Genomic DNA, 19,189 nt, shown 5'->3' with positions numbered 1-19,189 from the left:
GCCGAAGACAGAAATCCGAATACCTAAACCACAAGGACACGCCACGGCGTGTCCTTGTTTGTATCGGTCTTCTTTGTCTTTTGTCTCCGTTCCCGCTCCCGATTGCCCCGTCCTGGCTGGGCCGAGGAGCGCAGAGACAAGCGGATCAGGGCAAAAACGTGTTTGAGCGAAGCGAGTTGTTTTTGACCCCGCTTGGCTCGAGCACCGCAGGTTGCCCGAAGCGAAGCGTAGGGACCCAGACTGCGGGTCGCCTTTTCTTTGGTGACTTTCTTTTGGCGAAGCAAAAGAAAGTTACTTGCCGCCGGGCAACCCCCGGCCAGCAACCCTCAGCAGAGTGAGCAAAAAAAACGAAGAAGGGAGAAGGAAGAAGGGGTAGAGCGCGCCCGCCGGCGCAAGACCCGGCTAAGAAACAATATAGGCCCCAGCGCCAGTGGAAAAAAGCTTCCCATCGGCGCCGAGGAACTCCATCCTCGTACTCGCAACCCGCGACCCCAACCGCATCACCTCCGCCCGCAACTCAAAGTGCTCGCTGATCCCCGGCCGCAGGTAATCAATGCGCAGGTCGATCGTCCCCAGCTTGGCAAAGCGATGCAGGCGCTGCAGCGGCGCCTCGTCCATATGGCGCGCGCCTATGGCGGCCATCACGGCCAGCCCGCCCATGGCGTCCAGGCCGGCGCTGATCACACCGCCGTGGATACGGTTGTGCGCATAGTGGCCTATCAGCTCGTTGCGCATGTCGATGCGGGCTGTGACCCGCTCGGCCGTGACCGAGGTGATGTTGAGGCCCAGCAGCTTGTTGAAGACGATTTTTTCTTCGAAGAGGTCCTTCAGGCCGGCAATGAATTCCGGTTCGAAGGTGACTGGGCTTGTGAAAGCGGGTGGGGGTGCTTTTGTCATGGTTTTCATTTTTCCGTGTATGTAGTCAGTGCGCGGCGCTCGATGCTTCAAACCTCAGTAGAACCTGGCCGGGCGCGGCCTGCTGGCCGGCTTCCACCAGCACGGCGGCCAGCACCGCGTCGTGCGGGGCGTTGATCGCGTGCTCCAGTTTCATGGATTCAATCACCAGCAATGTGTCGCCGCGCCGCACAGCCCGGCCGGGGACCGCATGCACGGCGATGACCTTGCCGTTAAAGGGCGCGCGCAGTTCCTTTGCCGCGGCTGCGCTGCCGCTCGTCGTGGCCTCGAAGCGCGCGTCTTCCAGGAAGAGGTCTATGCCGCCCGCCTGGGCGTGCCAGCGGGGAGCGCCGCTTCCCACGGCGTCTTCAAGGCGCACAGCCGCGGCATGCTGCCGCCTGCCGTCCACGCTGACCACGCGGGCGCCGTCAGTGCCCGGTGCCGTCGCCGCCTGAACAATCCGGCCATCGTCTTCAAGCTCCAGCCGGCGTTGGCCCTGCTCCCGCACGCGCAAATCCAGCACGCGGCCGCGATGCCGCAGCCTGAGCGGCTTGGGAAACGGGCATGGCAGATCGGTGGCGGCCGCCGGGAAAAGCGCGGCCAGCCCCATCGGCACCAGTGCGCCCTCTTCCTCCTTGCGTAGCGACGCGCGCACGTCATCGCCGCGCTGCGCTAAAAAAGGAATCAGCGCCCCACCATCCCGAAACACCGGATGGTCCAGGCAATGGGCCAGAAAGCTGCGGTTGGTCGGCAAACCCAGCACCTCCGTACGACGCAGCGCCGCGATCAGTTTGTCCACAGCCTCTGAGCGCGTGGCGGCATGCGCCACCAGCTTGCCCAGCATGGAGTCGTAATGGGGCGGCACCACCAAACCCTCGAACAACGCATGGTCAAAACGGATCCCGCCGGGCTCGCGAAAGCGCTGGACCGTGCCCGCGTGCGGCCTGAAGTCCTCATCTTCCGCGCACAGCCTCACCTCAATGGCATGGCCGCTGAACACCACATCCTCTTGCGCCAGGGGCAAAGCCTCGCCCTGAGCCACGCGCAGCTGCCACTCGACCAGGTCCAACCCGGTCACCGCTTCGGTCACGGGATGCTCTACCTGCAGGCGTGTGTTCATTTCCATGAGGAAAAAATCTTCTCCCTCGACCAGGAATTCCACCGTGCCCGCGCCCACATAGCCCGCTGCCTGCGCGAGCTTTACGGCAGCGGCGCACATGCGCGCGCGCAAGGCTGCATCGACAGCGGGGCTGGGTGCCTCTTCAATCAGTTTCTGGTGGCGCCGCTGCACCGAACAATCACGCTCGCCCAGATGGATGCACCGGCCATGCGCATCGGCAAACACCTGTACTTCGACATGGCGAGGGTTCAGCAAGGCTTTTTCGATCAGCAGGTCCTCACTGCCGAAAGCCGATGCGGCTTCCGAGCGCGCGCTGCGCAGGGCCGTCCGCAAATCTGCAGCGGCTTCGACCAGCCGCATGCCGCGCCCGCCACCGCCCGCCACGGCCTTGACCATGACGGGATAAGCCATGTTTGCGGCCTCGGCCGCAAAACGCGTCTCCGATTGATCGCTGCCCTCGTAGCCCGGCAGGCAGGGCACGCCTTGCGCCCGGGCCAGTTGCTTGGCGGCCGACTTGCTGCCCAGTTGCCGGATCGCAGCCGGCGGCGGCCCGACCCAGGTCAGGCCTGCCGCGACCACCGCTTCGGCAAAGGCCGCGTTCTCGCTGAGAAAGCCGTAGCCCGGATGCACCGCGTCGGCGCCGCTCGCACGGGCCGCGTCCAGCAGCTTGTCAATGCGCAAATAGGTGTCCGCCGAGCTGTCACCACCCAGCGCGCAAGCAGTGCCGGCCTCGCGCACATGCAGCGCGCCGGCATCGGCGTCCGAATAGACGGCCACCGTTTGCATGCCCATGGCGTGAGCCGTGCGCACAATGCGGCGCGCGATCTCGCCGCGATTGGCCACCAGCAAGGATTTGATTTTTTTTGCCATGCGTCCGGACTGGGCTCAGGCGGGTTTCTTGCCGGACTTGGCCAGGCCCATGAACCTGGCGATGATGCCCATCATGACCTCATCGGCCCCGCCGCCTATGGAAGCCAGGCGGCCGTCGCGGAACATGCGCGCCACCTTGTTCTCCCAGGTGTAGCCCATGCCGCCCCAGAACTGCAGGCAGGTGTCGGGCACCAGGCGGTTGAGCCGCCCGGCCTTGAGCTTGGCCATGGAGGCGAGCTCGGTCACGTCCTGCCCCTGCACGTACAGCTCGCAGGCGCGGTAGGTCAAGGCGCGCAGGCTTTCGACCTCAGTCTTCATTTCGGCCAGCTTGAACTGCACCCATTGCTGGTCGGCCAGCGCGGCGCCGAAGAGCTTGCGCTCGTGCGCCCACTCGACCGTCCATTCGATGCAGTTGGCCAGCGACTGCAGGCAGTTGGCCGCGCACCAGAGGCGCTCCTCCTGGAACTGCATCATCTGGTAGATAAACCCTGAGCCTTCACTGCCGATCAGGTAACGCTGCGGCACGCGTACCTCGTCAAAATAGATCAACCCGGTGTCGGAGGAATTCATGCCGATCTTCCTGATCTTTTTCGCCGCCTCGATGCCTTTGCGCAGCTTGCCCTTATCGCGCATGGGCACCATGACCAGGCTCTTGTTTTTGTGGACCGGACCTTCACCGGTATTGACCAGCATGCACATCCAGTCGGCTTGCAGGCTGTTGGTGATCCACATCTTCTGGCCGCTGATCACATAGTCATCGCCATCTTTGCGCGCATAGCTCTTGATCGAAGCCACGTCGCTGCCCGCGCCGGGCTCGCTCACGCCCACGCAGCCCACGGTGTCGCCGGCAATCGCGGGCGCCAGGAACTCACGCCTGAGCTCGTCACTGCCAAAGCGCGCCAGCGCCGGTGTGCACATGTCGGTGTGCACGCCTATGGCCATGGGCACGCCGCCGCACTCGATATGCCCCAGCGCCTCGGCCATGGCCATGCTGTAGGACCAGTCCAGGCCGGCGCCGCCGTAGGCCTCGGGTTTGCTCAAGCCCAGGAGGCCGAGGTTTCCGAGTTTCTTGAAGACCTCATGCGCCGGGAAAATCTCGGCCGCTTCCCATTCATCCACATGCGGGTTGATCTCGGCGTCTATGAAGCGCTTGAGGATTTTCTGGATTTCCAGGTGTTCGTGGGTGTACTGCACGTTGTGTCTCCTTGAGGTCCGTTCGCCCCGAGTTTGTCGAAGGGTTTCTTTAATTCGGACCGGCTTCGACAAGCTCAGCCCGAACGGTATTTACATGCGCGCCACGCCAAACTGCAGGGGCCTGGTCTGTCGCGTTTGAGCCTGCGCACAGATGTCCAGGCATTGCGCGAGCACGGCGCGCGTGTCGCGCGGGTCTATCACGCCGTCGTCCAGCACCAGGCCCGAGGTATAGAACACATCGGCCTGGGCCTCGACCATGGCAACGATCTTGTCGTACTGGGCCTGCGACTGCGCCGGGTCCGGCGTGATGCCTTTGCGCGCCAATGCCGCTTCGCTGACGATCTGCATGGTGCGCGCGGCCTGCTCGCCGCCCATGACTGCCGTCTTCGCGCTGGGCCAGCTGAACAGAAAGCGCGGTGCATAGCCGCGGCCGCACATGCCGTAGTTGCCCGCGCCAAAGGACGCGCCGCACTGGATGGTGATCTGCGGCACCGTGGCGTTGGTCACAGCCTGGATCATCTTGGAGCCATGCTTGATCATGCCGGCCTGCTCGCTGTCCTTGCCCACCATATAGCCGGTGGTGTTCTGCAGGTAGATGATCGGGTGCGCGAGCTGGCACATCAGCTGGATGAAGTGCGTGGCCTTGTTGGCGCCCGCCACGTCAATGGGGCCGTTGTTGCTGAGGATGCCCACGGCATGCCCGCCCAGGGACGCCTGCACGCAGACCGTGGCCGCGCCGTAAAGCGCCTTGAAAGGCAGGAAATCCGAAGCGTCCGCCAGGCGCGCGATCACTTCGTGCATGTCCAGCGGCTGGCGCAGATCGCCGGGCACCAGGCCCAGGAGGTCCTCTGCCGGATACAGGGGTTCACGCCCCGCGATGGCCGGCGCCTGGGCCCAGGCAGTGCGCGCCACAACCTCACGTGCCAGGCCCAGCGCCTGCCGGTCATCTTCGGCCAGGTATTCGCCCAGGCCGGACACCGCCGTGTGCATCTCGGCCCCGCCCAGTTCCTCTTCCGTCGCCACCTCGCCGGTGGCCGCCATCAGCAGCGGCGGGCCGGCCAGGAAGGCGCGCGAACGGTTTCGTACCATGACGACGACATCGCTCAGGCCCGGCATGTAGGCACCGCCGGCCGTGCCCGAGCCATGCTGCACCGTGATGACGGGAATGCCGGCTGCCGACAGGCGCGCCAGGTTGCGGAACAGCGCGCCGCCCTGCACAAAACCTTCGACCCGGTAGCGCATGAGGTTGGCGCCCGCACTTTCCACCAGGTGGACGAAGGGCAGTTTGTTTTGCAGGGCGATTTCCTGCACGCGCAGGATTTTTTCCAACCCCATGGCCTGCACGGCGCCGGCTTCTATGCCGGAATCGCTGGCCACCACCATGCAGCGCACGCCGCTGACAAAACCTATGCCGGCCACCACACCGCCGCCCGGCACCGACTGGGCGGCATCCGTGCTGTCCTGCAGGTAGCCGGCCAGTGAACACAGCGGCAGCCAGGGCGCACCGGCATCGAGCAGCAAGGCGACGCGTTCGCGCGGCAGCAGCTGGCCGCGCTTGTCAAAGGCCGGCCGGGATTTCGCCGAAGCCGCCGCGCTGCGTTCCTCGAGCTCGCGCAGCGCCGCTATGCGCGCCAGCATGCCTGCGCGTCGCTGCACCGCTTGCGGCGACTGCGCGTTCCAGGCCGACTGGAACAGTGTCATGGCTGAAAGACTTTCGGCGTTGCTGCAAGGTGAAAGCCGTCAAACGGTTGGATCGCCTCACGCTGCAGCGCCTCGGCGTCGGGGCGCTCCATCGGCCAGCCCATGCGCACCTGGGGCCTGGCGCCATCCACGCGCAGCGTCGCGCCGCTGATGAAGTTCGCTGCCTTGCTGAGCAAAAACACGACGGCCGCCGAAGTTTCGCTTTCGGTGCCGAAGCGGCCCAGCGGCACAGTGTGGCGCATCTCGCGCAGCATGGGACCGGCCTCGGGCGGGTAGTGGTCCATGCCGCTGGAAGCAATGTAGCCCGGCGCCACCGCGTTCACACGCACGCCGCTTTTGGCCCACTCGGCGGCGGCGGTTTCGGTAAAGCTCACCATGCCGGCGCGCGCCGCGCCGCTGTGGCCCATGCTGGGCATGGAGCCCCACATGTCGGCCACGATGTTGACGATGCTGCCGCCCTTGCCCTGCATGGCCTGCACATAGCACTCGCGCGCCATGAGGAAGCCGCCGGTCAGGTTGGTGTTGATGACGGCCTCCCAGCCCTTGGCGCTGATGGCCTCCAGCGGCGTGATGTACTGGCCGCCGGCGTTGTTGACCAGGCCGTCGATGCGGCCCTGCGCCACCACGATGGCGGTGATGGTGGTCTTGACGGCTTCTTCCTGGCGTATGTCGCAGGGGTGGAAACTGACACGGCCGCCCTGGGCGACGATTTCGCCCGCCACGTCATGCAGCTTGGCGATCTGCCGGCCTATCAGCACCACGTGGGCGCCCAGGGCGGCAAGTTCATGCGCAACGCAGCGGCCTATGCCCGAGCCGCCGCCGGTGACGACGATGACTTTGCCGGCAAACAGGCCAGGCTGGAAAACCGATTGGTAGCTCATGGCAGGGCCTTTGTTGAGGAGGATTTTTTCCGCACGGGGCCGTGAACGAAAAGCGCCATGGCCGCGTCTGTCAGGTCGTCCAGCGTGGCGGGCTTTTTCGCGTCAAACCACTGCACCGACCAGTTGAGTGCGCCGAACATCAAGAGGCGCGCGAGCTTCACCGGCCCCTTGAGCTGGCCCGCCCCGGCCAGGGCCTGGAGCACAGGCTCCCAGACCGCCTCGTAATCGCTTTTCAGCCTGGCGAGCGACGCGCGCTGCCGGCTGGTGATGGAGCGCGACTGATACAGCATGACGGGGATGAAGTCGCTGCCAGGGCCCAGCAGCACGGCGAAATGGTTGCGAATCAACAGCCGCAGCATGGCCGGCGCGTCGCCGGTGGAGGCGCCGGCCGCCTGCAGCGCATCGGCCTGCCGCTGCAGGGCCGAGCGCATGCCCTCTTCCATCACCGCAAAGAGCAACGCGCCCTTGCTTTTGAAGTGGTAGAAGGGCGATCCGCTGTGCATGCCCACCGCCGCCGCGATGTCGCGTGTGCTGGTGGCGTCAAAGCCTTTTTTGTTGAACAGCCGGGCGGCGGCGTTGATGAGTTCGACCCGGCGGTTGCCGTCATCGCGCTCGTCCGGGGTTTTGCGCGGGCGGCCGCGCGGACGTTTTTCAGCGCGGTCGGGCTGGGTTTTTGAGGGGGCGGTGGCGCGTGCGGCTGAGCGCGAGCGCGCGGCGGGTTGATCCATAAAGACGGACCATAGCAAAACCCGATATTTTTAGCAAGCAAGTGCTTTGTAAAAATACCTGCGGCCGATAGCCCGGATTTGCCCGCAGGCCTACCTGCGGCCGCTGCCCGCCTTCGTGGAAGCCCCCACTTGTGGGTGCGCGCCATGAATATGCGCCGCGTGGCCCCGGTCCTTGTCGGCCGGCGCCTGTTCCCGGCTTTGCCGCAGGGCGGCTTTTTCGAGTTCGCCCAGGATGCCGCAGTCACCGGCCCGGCCGCTGGCGCACTGCTCACGCAGCAGCTTCAGGTCTTTTTCCAGCGCCTTGAGTTCGCGTATGCGCGTGGCGACGTGGTTGATGTGTTCGTCGAGCAAATTATTGACGTCGGCGCAACTGCCGGCAGGCGCATCCTTGAAGTTCAGCAAGGTGCGGATTTCGGCCAGCGTCATGTCCAGCGACCGGCAGTGGCGTATGAAGGCCAGGCGCTGCACATGGCTTTCGTCATAAATGCGGTAGTTCGCGTCGGTGCGCGCTGCCTCGGGCAGCAGGCCCTCGCGTTCGTAGTAACGGATGGTTTCCGTCTGGGTCTGCGCGGTTTTGGCCAGTTCTCCGATTTTCATGAAGACCTCCTTGAACACTGCCCAACATCGCTGTAGGGTCACTTGGCGAGCCGTGTTGACTCTAATGCCGCTACAGGGTTTCCAATTAAGCCATGAAACCAGAAAAAACCCTCGCTTTTGGCCCGGATGCCCCTACCGGCGACTGCTGCGGCAGCGCCCATGTGGCGCATACGCCAACACCTGTAACAAGCAGCGCCGCAGGGCGAACATTCCGCATCGCCACCATGGATTGCAGCGCCGAGGAATCGGACATACGCCGCGCGCTGGAGCCTATTGCCGGCATACGCTCGCTGGGCTTTCAACTCGGCGCACGCACGCTGCGCATAGACGCCAGCGAAGAAGCCTATGCACCCGCCCTGGAGGCGATTCGCAAAGCCGGGTTCGACCCGCAGCCGGCCGGCTCCGCCTCATCGCAAGAGCACAGCCATGAAGGGCATGACCATCGCCATGCGCACGACCACGACGGCGGTTTTGGCGGCGGCGCCACGCGCCTGGTTGCGGCACTGGTGCTGGCCGCGGGCGCCGAAGCCCTAGCCTTCTTCGCTCCTGAGCTGCTGGCCTGGAAGATCGCCGGCATGGCGGTGGCAGCCCTGGCGATCGCGCTGGCCGGCCTGGATACCTACAAAAAAGGCATGGCCGCACTGCTGCGCGGCAAGCTCAATATCAACGCGCTGATGTCGGTGGCCGTCACCGGCGCCTTTCTCATCGGCCAGTGGCCGGAAGCGGCCATGGTGATGGCTCTGTACGCGATTGCCGAACTGATCGAGGCCCGTGCGGTGGACCGCGCCCGCAACGCGATCAAAGGCCTGCTGGCCATGGCGCCGGAGCAGGCGCTGGTGCAAGGCGAAGGGGGCGCCTGGGCCGTCACCCCGGTCGCCGCAGTACCGCTGCAGGCGCTGGTGCGCATACGCCCCGGCGAGCGTGTGCCGCTGGACGGTGTCGTCGTCCAGGGCAGCAGCGCCGTCAGCCAGGCGCCCATCACCGGCGAGAGCATTCCCGTGGACAAGGAGCCCGGCGACGCGGTGTTTGCCGGCACCATCAATGAAACCGGCGAGATCGACATCCGCGTCACCGCCGCAGCCGGCAACACCACGCTGGCGCGCATCATCCATGCCGTGGAACAGGCCCAGGGCAGCCGCGCGCCCACGCAGCGCTTTGTCGACCGCTTCGCCGCCGTCTACACACCCGCCGTCTTCGCCATTGCCGTCGCGGTCGCCGTGCTGATGCCCCTGCTGGCGGGATTGACCTGGCAGGAGTCGCTCTACAAGGCACTCGTGCTGCTGGTGATTGCCTGCCCCTGCGCGCTGGTGATATCCACACCCGTCACCGTCGTCAGCGGCCTGTCGGCTGCCGCGCGGCGCGGCATCCTGGTCAAGGGCGGCACTTATCTTGAACAAGCGCGCCTGCTCAAGGCCGTCGCGCTGGACAAGACCGGCACCATCACCGAAGGCAAACCCAAACTGGTGGACTGGCGCGCCTGGGGCGACGCCGATGAGGCGCGCCTGCCGCAGCTGGCAGCCGGCATGGCCTCACGCTCCGACCATCCGGTGTCCAGGGCGATTGCGGCAGGCTTGAAAGCCGAAGCCGCGCAGGTTCAGGATTTCAAAGCCCTGCCCGGCCGCGGCACATCGGGTACGGCCGGCGGCCAGCGCCTTGTGCTGGGCAACCACCGCCTCGTCCATGAAATGGGCCTGTGCAGCGCGGAACTCGAGGCCGAACTGGCCCGCCATGAACAGCAGGGCCGCACCGTGAGCCTGCTGGCCGGCGAAACCCGTGTGCTGGCGCTGTTTGCGGTGGCCGACACCATCAAGGAAACATCGCGCCAGGCCATCACCGACCTCAAGGCCCTGGGCGTCACGCCGGTGATGCTGACCGGCGACAACGCCGCCACAGCGCAAGCCATCGCCGCCCAGGCCGGCATCCCAGACGCGCGCGGCGACCTGCTGCCCGAAGCCAAGCTCGAAGCGATTCGCGACATGCAGCAGCGCTACGGCGCCACCGGCATGACGGGCGACGGCATCAACGACGCGCCCGCGCTGGCCCAGGCCGATATCGGCTTCGCCATGGGCGGGGCCGGCGCAGACACCGCCATGGAAGCAGCCGACGTGGTCATCATGAACGACAACCTGGAGCGCGTGGCCGAAACGGTGCGCCTGTCACAACGCACACACACCATCCTGTGGCAGAACATCAGCCTGGCGCTGGGCATCAAGAGCATCTTCCTGGTCCTGGCCGTGTTCGGCACAGCCACGATGTGGATGGCGGTGTTTGCCGACATGGGGGCAAGCCTGCTGGTGGTGGGCAACGGCTTGCGGCTGCTGCGCCAGCAACGCAAGAAATCCTGAACAGCCACCCAAAGAAAAACCCGAAGCGGCAAGCCGGCTTCGGGTTTTGTTTTCTCTTCAGCTGCGAATCACGCTGGCCGGGGTGAATTCTCAGCGCTCGACCGTCTTGTTCCAGCGCGCGTTCCAGGCCGGGCGGTTTTCATTGATCGCGTCCCAGTCCACCGTGGTCGCGGTCTTCATGTACTCGTTCATCTGCGCCACCAGCGCGCCGGCCTTGCCACTCGATTTGGTCTTGGGGTTGGACGGGATCTGGTCGCCGAACTCCAGCGCTGCCGCCTGTGCTTCAGGCGAGAGCAGGTACTGGGCCAGCTTGTGGGCCAGCGCGGGTTCGCTGTTCTTGGCGATCACGCATTCACCGACGGTCAGCACGGCCGAGCCTTCCTTGGGCTGCACGTATTCCACGGGAACGCCCTTGTCCTTGAGCACGCCGACGGCCGTGGGCGTGAGCGGGAACATCGCGGCCTCGCCGGTCTGCACCATTTCAGCGAGCTTGGCCGAGCTCGGGATGTACTCCAGCACGTTGGGGCCAATGGTGGTGGGCCAGGCCTTGAAGCCGGGCTCCACGTTCTTGTCGTTGCCACCCTGGATGCGGTTGAACAGCAAAAAGCCGTGCAGGCCGAAGGTCGACGAAGACAGCGACTGGAACACCACTTTGCCCTTGTACTTGGGGTTGGCCATGTCCATCCACGAGGTGGGCGGCGCCCAGCCTTTTTCAGTGAACATCTTCTTGTTGTAGGCGATGCCGGTCATGCCGATGTTGACGCCGGCGGCCATATCGCCCTTGAAGCGCGCGGTGGGGAACAAATCGTTCAGCGCGGGGCTGGCCTGCATTTTTTCGCACAGGCCCATGCCGATGGCGCGGTACATGATGCCGTCGTCCAGGAACATCACGTGCATCTGCGGGTTGTCCTTGTTGGCCTGGGCCTTGGCCAGGATGTCCGAGGAGGTGCCGGGCACGACCACGACCTTGACGTTGTTGGCTTTCTCGAAGGCGCCGAAAACATGCTCGGTATAGGTTTTTTCCATGGTGCCGCCGTTCATGCCTATGTACAGCGTCTTGGTCTGGGCCATGGCATTGCCGCCGGCCAGGCCGGCAAGAATGGCAAGCGACACCGCGGTGGCGCGGGCGGTCAGGAATCGTGGGGAGATGGTCATGGAAAGCTCCTGGTGGCGTGGGTGAAGAAACAAACTAGACAACAGTGGAAGAGGAAGAGGCAGACCCGGTGGTTGCCGCACGCGGTCTGGTTGGCGAAAAGCGTTCAATCGAAAAAGCGTCTATCGGCGTGGCGCTGCGGCCCTCGCAGACCAGGTCGGCCAGCACCGCGCCCACGCCCGGCCCCAGCTGGAAGCCGCCGCCGGCAAAACCGAATGCATGAATCAGGCCCGGTGTGGTGGCGCTGGGGCCCAGCACCGGCAGGCGGTCCGGCAGGTAGCCTTCGGTGCCGCTCCAGGTGCGGATGATGTGGGCGTTCTTCAGCGCCGGCAGCAGCTCGACGGTCTGCTGCATCAGGCCGGCCAGGCCGCTGCGCTGCACGCGGGCGCGCTGGTCGTCCAGCGCATAACCCCGGCCGCCGCCTATGACGCAATTGCCGCGCGCCACCTGACGCGCGTAGACGCCGCCGCCTTCCACGCCCAGGCTCAGGTCCATGAAGACAGGCAGCGGCTCGGTCACCGCCATCTCGGGGTGGCCGGACTCCATGGGCACGGTTTCGCCGAATTGCGCGGCGATGCGGTCCGCCCAGGCGCCGGCGCAATTGAGCAAATGTTTGGCGCGCACTTCCAGCGCATCGCCCGAGCGCAGCACAAAAACCTCCCCGTCGCGCGCGACCTCGTCCACACGGGTCTGCTCGCGGATGTGGGCGCCCAACCTGTGCGCGGCCAGCGCGAAGGCCGGCGACACCAGGCGCGGGTTGGCCTGGCCGTCGCCGGGGCACAGCGAGGCGCCGACGGCGGCCCTGCCCAGCCAGGGGCAGCGCTCGCGCAGCGCTCGCGTGGACAGCATCTGTAAATCCATGCCGAAATCCAGCGTGCGCGCGCGGTAGCCTTCCAGCGATGCCAGGTCGGCCTCGCTGCGCGCGATCTTCAGGTGGCCGGACTGGATGTATTCGCCGTCCGTGCCTATCAGTTCGGGCAGGCGCGCCCACAGACCCTGCGCGCGCTGCGACAGCGGCAGCTGGCTGACCGGCCGGCCCTGGCGGCGCACGCCGCCGTAGTTCACGCCGCTGGAGCGCGAGCCGCAAAGGTCGCGTTCGAGCAGCACCACCGAAAAACCCATGCGGCGCAAAAACAGCGCGGCCGACGCGCCCATGATGCCGCCGCCCACAATCGCCACGTCAGCCGTGATGCGCTCCATCATGCGGCCTCCTGCCTGGGCGCCGGCGCGGCCATGGCTGAAAACGGCAAGGGCTTGATGGGCGACTGACCGCGCAGGCGGCCCACCGCATCGGGCTGTGCGGCGCAGGCCTGCGCAAGAATCTCGGCCGCCGCCACACCGCAGGTGCGGCCCTGGCAACGACCCATGCCGACGCGCGTCAACGCCTTGAGGCGGTTCATCTCGCGTGCGCCGGTGTCGGCCACGCAGCGGCGCAATTGCCCCGCCGTAATTTCCTCGCAGCGGCATACCACCAGCTCGTTCGGCGCGGCCGCGGCCCAGCCGCTCGGAAAGGGAAACGCGCGCTCCAGCCCCCGGCGAAACTCAGCGACGCGCGCCAGGCGCTGCTCCAGCCACAAAGCGCGCGATGTATCGGTGAGCTGCCCGGTGTCGTCCAGCAGAGCCAGTGCCGCGCGCTCGCCGGCCCACTCGGCGGCATCAGCGCCCATGATGCCAGCACCATCGCCGGCCAGGTACACGCCGGCCACGCTGGAACGCCCGGCCGCGTCGCGCTCGGGCAGCGCGCCGCGCTGCAGCTCGTTATAAGCAAAGCGGCAGCCCAGCAGGTCGGCCAGTTGCGTCTCGGAACGCAGCGCGTAGCCAAAACCCACAGCGTCGCAATCAATACGGTGTTCGCGGCCGGCCTTGCGCCAGTGCATGGCCTGCACACGTTCGCCGCCCTCGGCGGCCGCCAGCTCCACCCCCTGGTGCACCGCGACACCGTGCGCGCGCAGCCAGCCCAGGTAGTACATACCCTTGGCCAGCAGCGCCGGCTGACGCAGCATGGCCGGCATGGCGGCGACCTTGCCCGCGAAGCTGGCGGTGTCGAGTACCGCCGCAACTTTTGCGCCGGCCTTGGCATATTGGTAAGCGATCAGGTACAGCAGCGGCCCGGTGCCGGCAAAGACCACGCGCGAGCCGATCGCGCAGCCCTGGAACTTGAGCGCCACCTGCGCGGCGCCCAGTGTGTAAACGCCGGGCAATGTCCAGCCCGGAAAAGGCAGGACACGGTCCGTCGCGCCGGTGGCGACGATGAGGTGGCTGTAGGCCAGCGTGCTCATCATGCCGTTGTGCAGCAAGTCCAGCTTGCCGCCCTCCGCGCTCCAGACCAGGGTGTCGGGACGGTAATCGACCTTGTCCAGGATGGCCGCCATGGCGCCGTGCAGTGCATCGGCGCGCCCGGCTTCAAAACCATAGAGCGCCTCTTTGGGCCGCGTGAAACCCTCGGGCGGCTGGCGGTAGATTTGCCCGCCCCAGCGCGGCGCTTCGTCCACCACCACCGGCCGCAGGCCGTGCGCCACCAGGGCCTGGGCCGCGCGCACGCCGGCCGGGCCGGCGCCCACAATGACGGGCCGCACGCTCATGCCAGCCCCTCCGCACCGGTCACCAGCCGCATGCCTTCTTCGACAAAGGTGCCGCAGGCGCGCAGGCGCTTGCCCGACTCGGTGGCGACCCAGCAATCCTGGCAGGCGCCCATCATGCAAAAACCGGCGCGCGGCTCGCCGCTGAATTCGCTGAAGCGCAGACGCGCGCTGTGTGTGAGCACCGCCGTCAGCACGGTGTCGCCGGCCAGCGCCGTGAGCGGCTGGCCGTTGAGCACAAAGCCCACGGGCTTGCGGCCGCCTTCGGCCACGCGCTGCAGCAGTGCCCTGGGTTTCCCGGCTGCACCGGGGGTTTCGTCGGATGGTTTCATTTGTGCCCCACCAGAATCTTGTCAAGGCCGTAGATGCGGTCCAGCACCAGCATGGCCACTGCGGTCAGCGCCACCATGAGCGCGGAGACCGCCGCCATCAGCGGGTCTATGGACTCGGTCGCGTACATATACATGCGCACCGGAAGCGTCACGGTGGAAGGCGCGGTGACGAAGATGGACATGGTCACCTCGTCAAAGCTGTTGATAAAGGCCAGCAGCCAACCACCGGTGACGCCCGGCAAAATCATGGGCAGCGTGACGCGGGTGAACACCGTGGCCTGGCTTGCGCCCAGCGAGAGGGCCGCCTGCTCGGCGCTGCGGTCGCTGCCTTCCACCGAGGCCAGCACCAAGCGCAGCACATAGGGCGTGATGATGACCACGTGCGCCAGCGCGAGCCAGAAGAAGCTGCCGGTCGCGCCTATCAGCGAGAAGGTGCGCAGCAGGGCCACGCCCAGCACCAGGTGCGGAATGATGAGCGGCGAGAGAAACAGGCCGTTGAGGAAATCACGGCCGGGGAAGGTATGGCGCGCAATCGCCAACCCCGCGGGAACGGCCAGCACAGTCGCCAGCGTGGCCGAAATCGACGCCAGCCAGAGGCTGTTCTTGAAGGACTGCACAAAATCCGAATGCGCGAACACCGCGCGGAACCAGCGCAGGGAAAACTCCGTGGTCGGGATGGCCAGCGTATTGCCGGGCGTGAAAGCCACCACGCAGACAATGACCAGCGGCGCCAGCATGAAGGCGATGACGAGCGCGTTGAAGAGCAGCGCAATGGGGCCGTTTTTGGACATGGTGCGCTCCTTATCCCAGCGACTTCTTGTAGGAACGTTCGAGCACGCGGTTGTAACTCAGCATGATGGCCAGGTTGGCCAGCAGCAAGGTCAGCGCGATGGCCGCGCCCAGCGGCCAGTTGAGCTCGTGCAGGTATTCGTCGTACACAACGGTGGCCACCATCTTCAGGCGCCGACCGCCCAGCAGCCCCGGAATCGCGAAGGCGCTGGCGGAGAGGCCAAACACGATCAGGCTGCCCGAGAGCACACCCGGCAGCACCTGCGGAAAAATGATGCGGCGCAAGGTGGTGAAGTGCGAAGCCTGGAGTGACAGCGCCGCGTCTTCCACGCCCGGGTCCAGCTTTTGCAGCGAGGTCCAGACCGGGATCACCATAAAGGGCAGCATCACGTGCACCAGCGCGATGACCACGGCCGCTTCGGTATAGAGAATGCGCATGGACGGCAGGCCGACGGCGCGCATGAGCTGGTTGACCACGCCCTCGGGGCCCAGCAGCATGCTCCAGCCGAAGGCACGCACCACCACCGACACCAGCAGCGGCGCCAGCACCACCAGCAGCAAAATGGAGCGCCAGGGACTGCGCATGCGGCTCAGCACATAGGCCTCGGGCGCGCCCACCAGCACGCAGATCAGGGTGGTCAGCGCCGAAATCCACAGCGTGCGCCAGAAGATGCCGTGGTAGTAGTCGTCCGTCAGCACGGCGGCGTAATGCGCGAGCGTGAAGCTGTTCTTGACGCCGGTGGCGTGGTCAAAGACCTGGAAGGACAGCACCGCCGTGAGCGCCAGCGGCACCAGCAGCAGGCAGGCGAACAGCGTGAAAGCCGGCGCCGACAGCAGCCAGGGCGCGCGCGAGGCGCTTGCCCGGGGCGCAGCAGCCGCGGCGGCGCCGCTCATGCCGGCACCCCTTGCGCGCCGGGCAGCAGGCGCACCTGCTGCGCGGTCCAGTCCAGGCCCACGTTGGCGCCCTCTTCGGCCGGCGCCGTGCCGTCATTGGGGCAAACCACCGCAAGCTGGCCGGCGGCGGTGGACACCTGGTAAAGCCACTGGCTGCCCAGGAAAAAACGCTCCTTGACCGTGCCGCCCATGCGGCCCTGGGACTCATGTACCAGGCGGATTTTTTCGGGGCGCAGGCTCAGCACCACCGCGTCGCCCTGCGACACGCCGGCGGCCTCCACTTCGATCGGCACATCGCCAGCCACATTCACCGTGGTCCAGGGACCGGTGGCCGCCACACGGCCTTCCAGCAAATTGGCCTTGCCGACAAAGTTCGAGATAAAGCGGGTCTGCGGGTGTTCATAGAGCCGGTGCGGCTGGTCGATCTGCGTCACGCGACCGGCTTCCATGACGACCACGCGGTCGCTGATGGACATGGCCTCGGTCTGGTCGTGCGTGACCATGATGGTGGTAGTGCCGACCTTGCGCTGGATCTGCCGCAGCTCGAACTGCATCTCTTCGCGCAGCTTGGCGTCCAGGTTGGACAGCGGCTCATCCAGCAGCAGCACGGGCGGCGTGATGACCAGCGCGCGCGCCAAGGCCACGCGCTGGCGCTGCCCGCCCGAAAGCTCGCGCGGGTAGCGATGGGCGTGCCCCTCCAGGTGCACCAGGGCCAGCGCGGCCTTCACGCGTTCGGTGCGCTCTTCCTTGGGAACCCGCCGCATCTCCAGGCCAAAGCTCACGTTGTCGTACACGCTCATGTGCGGAAACAGCGCATAGCTCTGGAACACGATGCCCAGGCCGCGCGAATTGGGTTTGGCATGGGTGATGTCGCGGCCATCCAGCGTGACCTGGCCGGACGTCACCTCGCAAAAGCCCGCAATCATCTGCAAGGTGGTGGTCTTGCCGCAGCCCGAGGGCCCCAGCAGCGAGACGAATTCGCCCTTGTCCACCGACAGGTTCATGTCGGCCACGGCACGTGTCGCGCCATAGGACTTGTTCACATTCGCCAGGGTCAAAAAGGACATGGGGAGCACCTCTGCAACAGGGGTGGCCACCGCCGCACGTACCAAACGACGTACAAAACGGTGACACCTTGATGACTTCATGCTATGGCATGTACGAAAAAATCGTCAATAGGTTATTCCGTATAGAGATATCTTTATTTGATTTATTCCGTTTAACGGAATTTCTATACACTTATGCCAATACTGATTCCGCCAAAGGAGAGACTGTGAAAGACGAAGACAATAGCTCCAGCAGCGTGCAGCGCGCTTTTTCCATCATTCGGGCCTTGGCCGCGACACAGGCCAAGGGCGGGCGCATCACCCACATCGCCAAGGCCACGGGCCTGACCCAGGCCACCACCCACCGCATCCTGCAAAGCCTGGTGGCCGAGCGTGTGGTGGAGCAGGAAGCCGGCTCCAAGCTCTACCGTTTGAGCATCGAGTTTTTCGCGCTGGCCGCCCAGGCCGGCAATGCCATGGACCTGCGCGGCCTGTGCCGGCCGTCCATGCTGCGCCTGTGCGCCAGCCTGGGCGACACCATTTTTTTGCTGGTGCGCAGCGGTTTTGACGCGGTCTGCCTGGACCGCAGCGAGGGGCCCTTCCCGATACGCTCCTTCACCGGCGACATCGGCGGACGCGTGGCCCTGGGCATGGGCCAGGGCAGCCTGGCCATCCTGGCCTTCCTGCCCGAAACCGAACGCGAGGAAGTGATCCGCTACAACCTGCCGCGCGTGCGCGAGTTCGGCGTGTATGACGAGGTCTACCTGCGCACCGAGATCGAGCGCGTGCGCGAGCTCGGCTACGCCGGGCGCAACACCAACCTGCTGGACGGCATGGCCGGCGTCGGCGTGCCGGTGCTGGACCGCGACGGCCGCGCCGTCGCCGCCCTCAGCGTGGGCACGATTTCCTCACGCCTGAGCCCGGACCGCCTGCCCACGGTGGTGGAATTGCTCAAGCGCGAGGCTGCGGCCATAGGCGCGCAGATCAACCCTTTTGACAGCACCTTGCGGCGGCCCGCGCAAAGCTTGGCGCCGGCTGACAAGGTGTAACCCACCCCACCCCGTTCGGGCTGAGCTTGTCGAAGCCCTTCGACAGGCTCAGGGCGAACGGGAATTGAATGATCGGTCAGCTTTCACGGCAAAGCACGGCTTACGAGAGAGGCGCCGCCTGCTCGCGCAACCATTCCCGCAACTGCACCAGCGGCCGCCAGCTGGTTTTCTGCGAAGGCCAGACCAGGTAGTAGGCGAAGTCTGAACTCAGCGAGAGTTCAAACGGCACGGCCAGCGTGCCGTCGGCGATGTCGTCGGCCACCAGGAAGCGCGGCAGCACGGCCAGGCCCAGGCCGGCCTTCACGGCTTGCGCGATCATGGAAAACAGCTCGTACTTGGGACCGGTGCCCGCGCCCTGCGCATCGTCGATGCCGGCCAGCTGGAACCAATCGCGCCAGGCGTGCGGCCGGGTGCTCTGGTGGATCAGCGTGAACTTCAATACATCGACCGGCTTGCGCAACTGGCGCTTTTTGACCAGCGCCGGGCTACACACCACCACGCTGTCTTCGCCCATCAGGTATTCCGATTCCGTGCCCGGCCAGTCGGGCCGGCCGTAGTGGATGGCGGCGTCCAGCCCCGTCAATGAAAAATCAAACGGCTGCAGGCGCGTCGCCAGGTTCAGCGTCACATGCGGATGCGCCTTCAGGAAGGAGGGCATGCGCGGGATCAGCCACTTGGTCGCAAAGGTCGGCACCACGCCCAGCTCCAGCGTGCCGCCCTCGCCTTTGGACGAGACCAGGTCCAGCATCGCGGCTTCCAGCGCATCCAGCGCCGGGCTGACCCGCGCCAGCAGCGAACGGCCGGCGTCGGTCAGTTCCAGTTGGCGCGGCAGGCGGCGGAACAGGCTCACGTCCAGCTCCTGCTCCAGCCCCAGGATCTGGTGGCTGACCGCGCTCTGGCTCACCGACAGGTCTTGCGCCGCCAGGGTAAAGCTGCCGCGGTGGGCGGCCGCTTCAAAGGCCAGCAGGGCCTGGGTGGAGGGGATTTTGCGGCGCATCGCATGAATATATCTCATGC

At 65.9% G+C, this 19,189-nt stretch carries 17 protein-coding genes; 2 read left to right on the top strand and 15 right to left on the bottom strand.

The features are described from left to right. Positions 1–402: 402 nt before the first annotated feature. From AC1DXS_RS10550 to cadR, 7 genes are all read right to left on the bottom strand, one after another. Positions 403–906, bottom strand: a complete 504-nt coding sequence (locus tag AC1DXS_RS10550) for a thioesterase family protein (RefSeq protein ID WP_477737463.1) — start codon at positions 904–906, stop codon at positions 403–405. 16 nt (positions 907–922) lie between these two features. Further along, positions 923–2,884 (bottom strand): acetyl/propionyl/methylcrotonyl-CoA carboxylase subunit alpha, encoded by a 1,962-nt coding sequence (locus tag AC1DXS_RS10545; RefSeq protein ID WP_477737462.1) that lies wholly within the window; start codon positions 2,882–2,884, stop codon positions 923–925. 15 nt (positions 2,885–2,899) lie between these two features. Then, entirely contained in the window at positions 2,900–4,078 is a 1,179-nt protein-coding gene (locus AC1DXS_RS10540) for an acyl-CoA dehydrogenase family protein (protein WP_477737461.1), read from the bottom strand. A 90-nt stretch (positions 4,079–4,168) separates the two neighbouring features. Next, positions 4,169–5,779 (bottom strand): acyl-CoA carboxylase subunit beta, encoded by a 1,611-nt coding sequence (locus AC1DXS_RS10535; RefSeq protein ID WP_477737460.1) that lies wholly within the window; start codon positions 5,777–5,779, stop codon positions 4,169–4,171. Continuing rightward, the gene (locus AC1DXS_RS10530; protein WP_477737459.1) at positions 5,776–6,660 is read right to left on the bottom strand and encodes an SDR family oxidoreductase; all 885 of its coding nucleotides are present in this window, start codon (positions 6,658–6,660) and stop codon (positions 5,776–5,778) included. Before AC1DXS_RS10530 ends, AC1DXS_RS10535 begins: the two co-directional genes overlap by 4 nt. Beyond that, on the bottom strand, positions 6,657–7,388 hold the full coding sequence (locus AC1DXS_RS10525; protein ID WP_477737458.1) for a TetR/AcrR family transcriptional regulator: 732 nt from the start codon (positions 7,386–7,388) through the stop codon (positions 6,657–6,659). The genes AC1DXS_RS10530 and AC1DXS_RS10525 overlap by 4 nt, the downstream gene beginning before the upstream one ends. 90 nt (positions 7,389–7,478) lie before the next feature. Continuing rightward, positions 7,479–7,985, bottom strand: coding sequence for a Cd(II)/Pb(II)-responsive transcriptional regulator (gene cadR, locus AC1DXS_RS10520; protein ID WP_477737457.1), 507 nt, complete (start codon positions 7,983–7,985; stop codon positions 7,479–7,481). A 92-nt stretch (positions 7,986–8,077) separates the two neighbouring features. On the opposite strand from cadR, the gene AC1DXS_RS10515 reads away from it, so the two are divergent. Continuing rightward, a complete protein-coding gene (locus AC1DXS_RS10515) occupies positions 8,078–10,330 on the top strand; it encodes a heavy metal translocating P-type ATPase (protein WP_477737456.1) in 2,253 nt (750 codons plus the stop codon). Between the two features lie 90 nt (positions 10,331–10,420). Here AC1DXS_RS10515 and AC1DXS_RS10510 read toward each other — a convergent pair whose 3' ends face one another. Genes AC1DXS_RS10510 through AC1DXS_RS10480 form a run of 7 tightly spaced genes read right to left on the bottom strand, consistent with a single transcriptional unit; the run spans position 10,421 to position 17,144 of the window. Then, positions 10,421–11,485, bottom strand: coding sequence for an ABC transporter substrate-binding protein (locus tag AC1DXS_RS10510; protein WP_477737455.1), 1,065 nt, complete (start codon positions 11,483–11,485; stop codon positions 10,421–10,423). 34 nt (positions 11,486–11,519) lie between these two features. Further along, the gene (locus tag AC1DXS_RS10505) at positions 11,520–12,686 is read right to left on the bottom strand and encodes an NAD(P)/FAD-dependent oxidoreductase (RefSeq protein WP_477737454.1); all 1,167 of its coding nucleotides are present in this window, start codon (positions 12,684–12,686) and stop codon (positions 11,520–11,522) included. After that, on the bottom strand, positions 12,683–14,065 hold the full coding sequence (locus AC1DXS_RS10500; RefSeq protein WP_477737453.1) for an FAD/NAD(P)-dependent oxidoreductase: 1,383 nt from the start codon (positions 14,063–14,065) through the stop codon (positions 12,683–12,685). The genes AC1DXS_RS10505 and AC1DXS_RS10500 overlap by 4 nt, the downstream gene beginning before the upstream one ends. Beyond that, positions 14,062–14,394 carry a (2Fe-2S)-binding protein gene (locus AC1DXS_RS10495; protein ID WP_477737452.1) on the bottom strand — a complete coding sequence of 111 codons (333 nt, stop codon included), beginning with the start codon at positions 14,392–14,394 and terminating at the stop codon, positions 14,062–14,064. Before AC1DXS_RS10495 ends, AC1DXS_RS10500 begins: the two co-directional genes overlap by 4 nt. Further along, positions 14,391–15,185, bottom strand: a complete 795-nt coding sequence (locus AC1DXS_RS10490) for an ABC transporter permease (protein WP_477737451.1) — start codon at positions 15,183–15,185, stop codon at positions 14,391–14,393. Before AC1DXS_RS10490 ends, AC1DXS_RS10495 begins: the two co-directional genes overlap by 4 nt. 10 nt (positions 15,186–15,195) lie before the next feature. Further along, entirely contained in the window at positions 15,196–16,077 is an 882-nt protein-coding gene (locus tag AC1DXS_RS10485) for an ABC transporter permease (RefSeq protein WP_477712497.1), read from the bottom strand. After that, a complete protein-coding gene (locus AC1DXS_RS10480; RefSeq protein WP_477737450.1) occupies positions 16,074–17,144 on the bottom strand; it encodes an ABC transporter ATP-binding protein in 1,071 nt (356 codons plus the stop codon). The genes AC1DXS_RS10485 and AC1DXS_RS10480 overlap by 4 nt, the downstream gene beginning before the upstream one ends. Positions 17,145–17,350: 206 nt before the next feature. Here AC1DXS_RS10480 and AC1DXS_RS10475 point away from each other — a divergent pair, with 206 nt between their 5' ends. Next, complete coding sequence (locus AC1DXS_RS10475; RefSeq protein WP_477737449.1) at positions 17,351–18,172, top strand: IclR family transcriptional regulator; 822 nt, start codon at positions 17,351–17,353, stop codon at positions 18,170–18,172. A 100-nt stretch (positions 18,173–18,272) separates the two neighbouring features. On the opposite strand, the gene AC1DXS_RS10470 is transcribed toward AC1DXS_RS10475, so the two are convergent. Further along, positions 18,273–19,169: a LysR family transcriptional regulator gene (locus AC1DXS_RS10470; protein ID WP_477737448.1), complete on the bottom strand. Its 897-nt coding sequence runs from the start codon at positions 19,167–19,169 to the stop codon at positions 18,273–18,275. Between the last annotated feature and the right edge of the window lie 20 nt (positions 19,170–19,189).

The organism is Polaromonas sp. P3_B1 (assembly GCF_056402935.1).
Note: the sequence above shows the minus strand (reverse complement) of the source record. Positions and strands in the feature narration are given on the sequence as shown.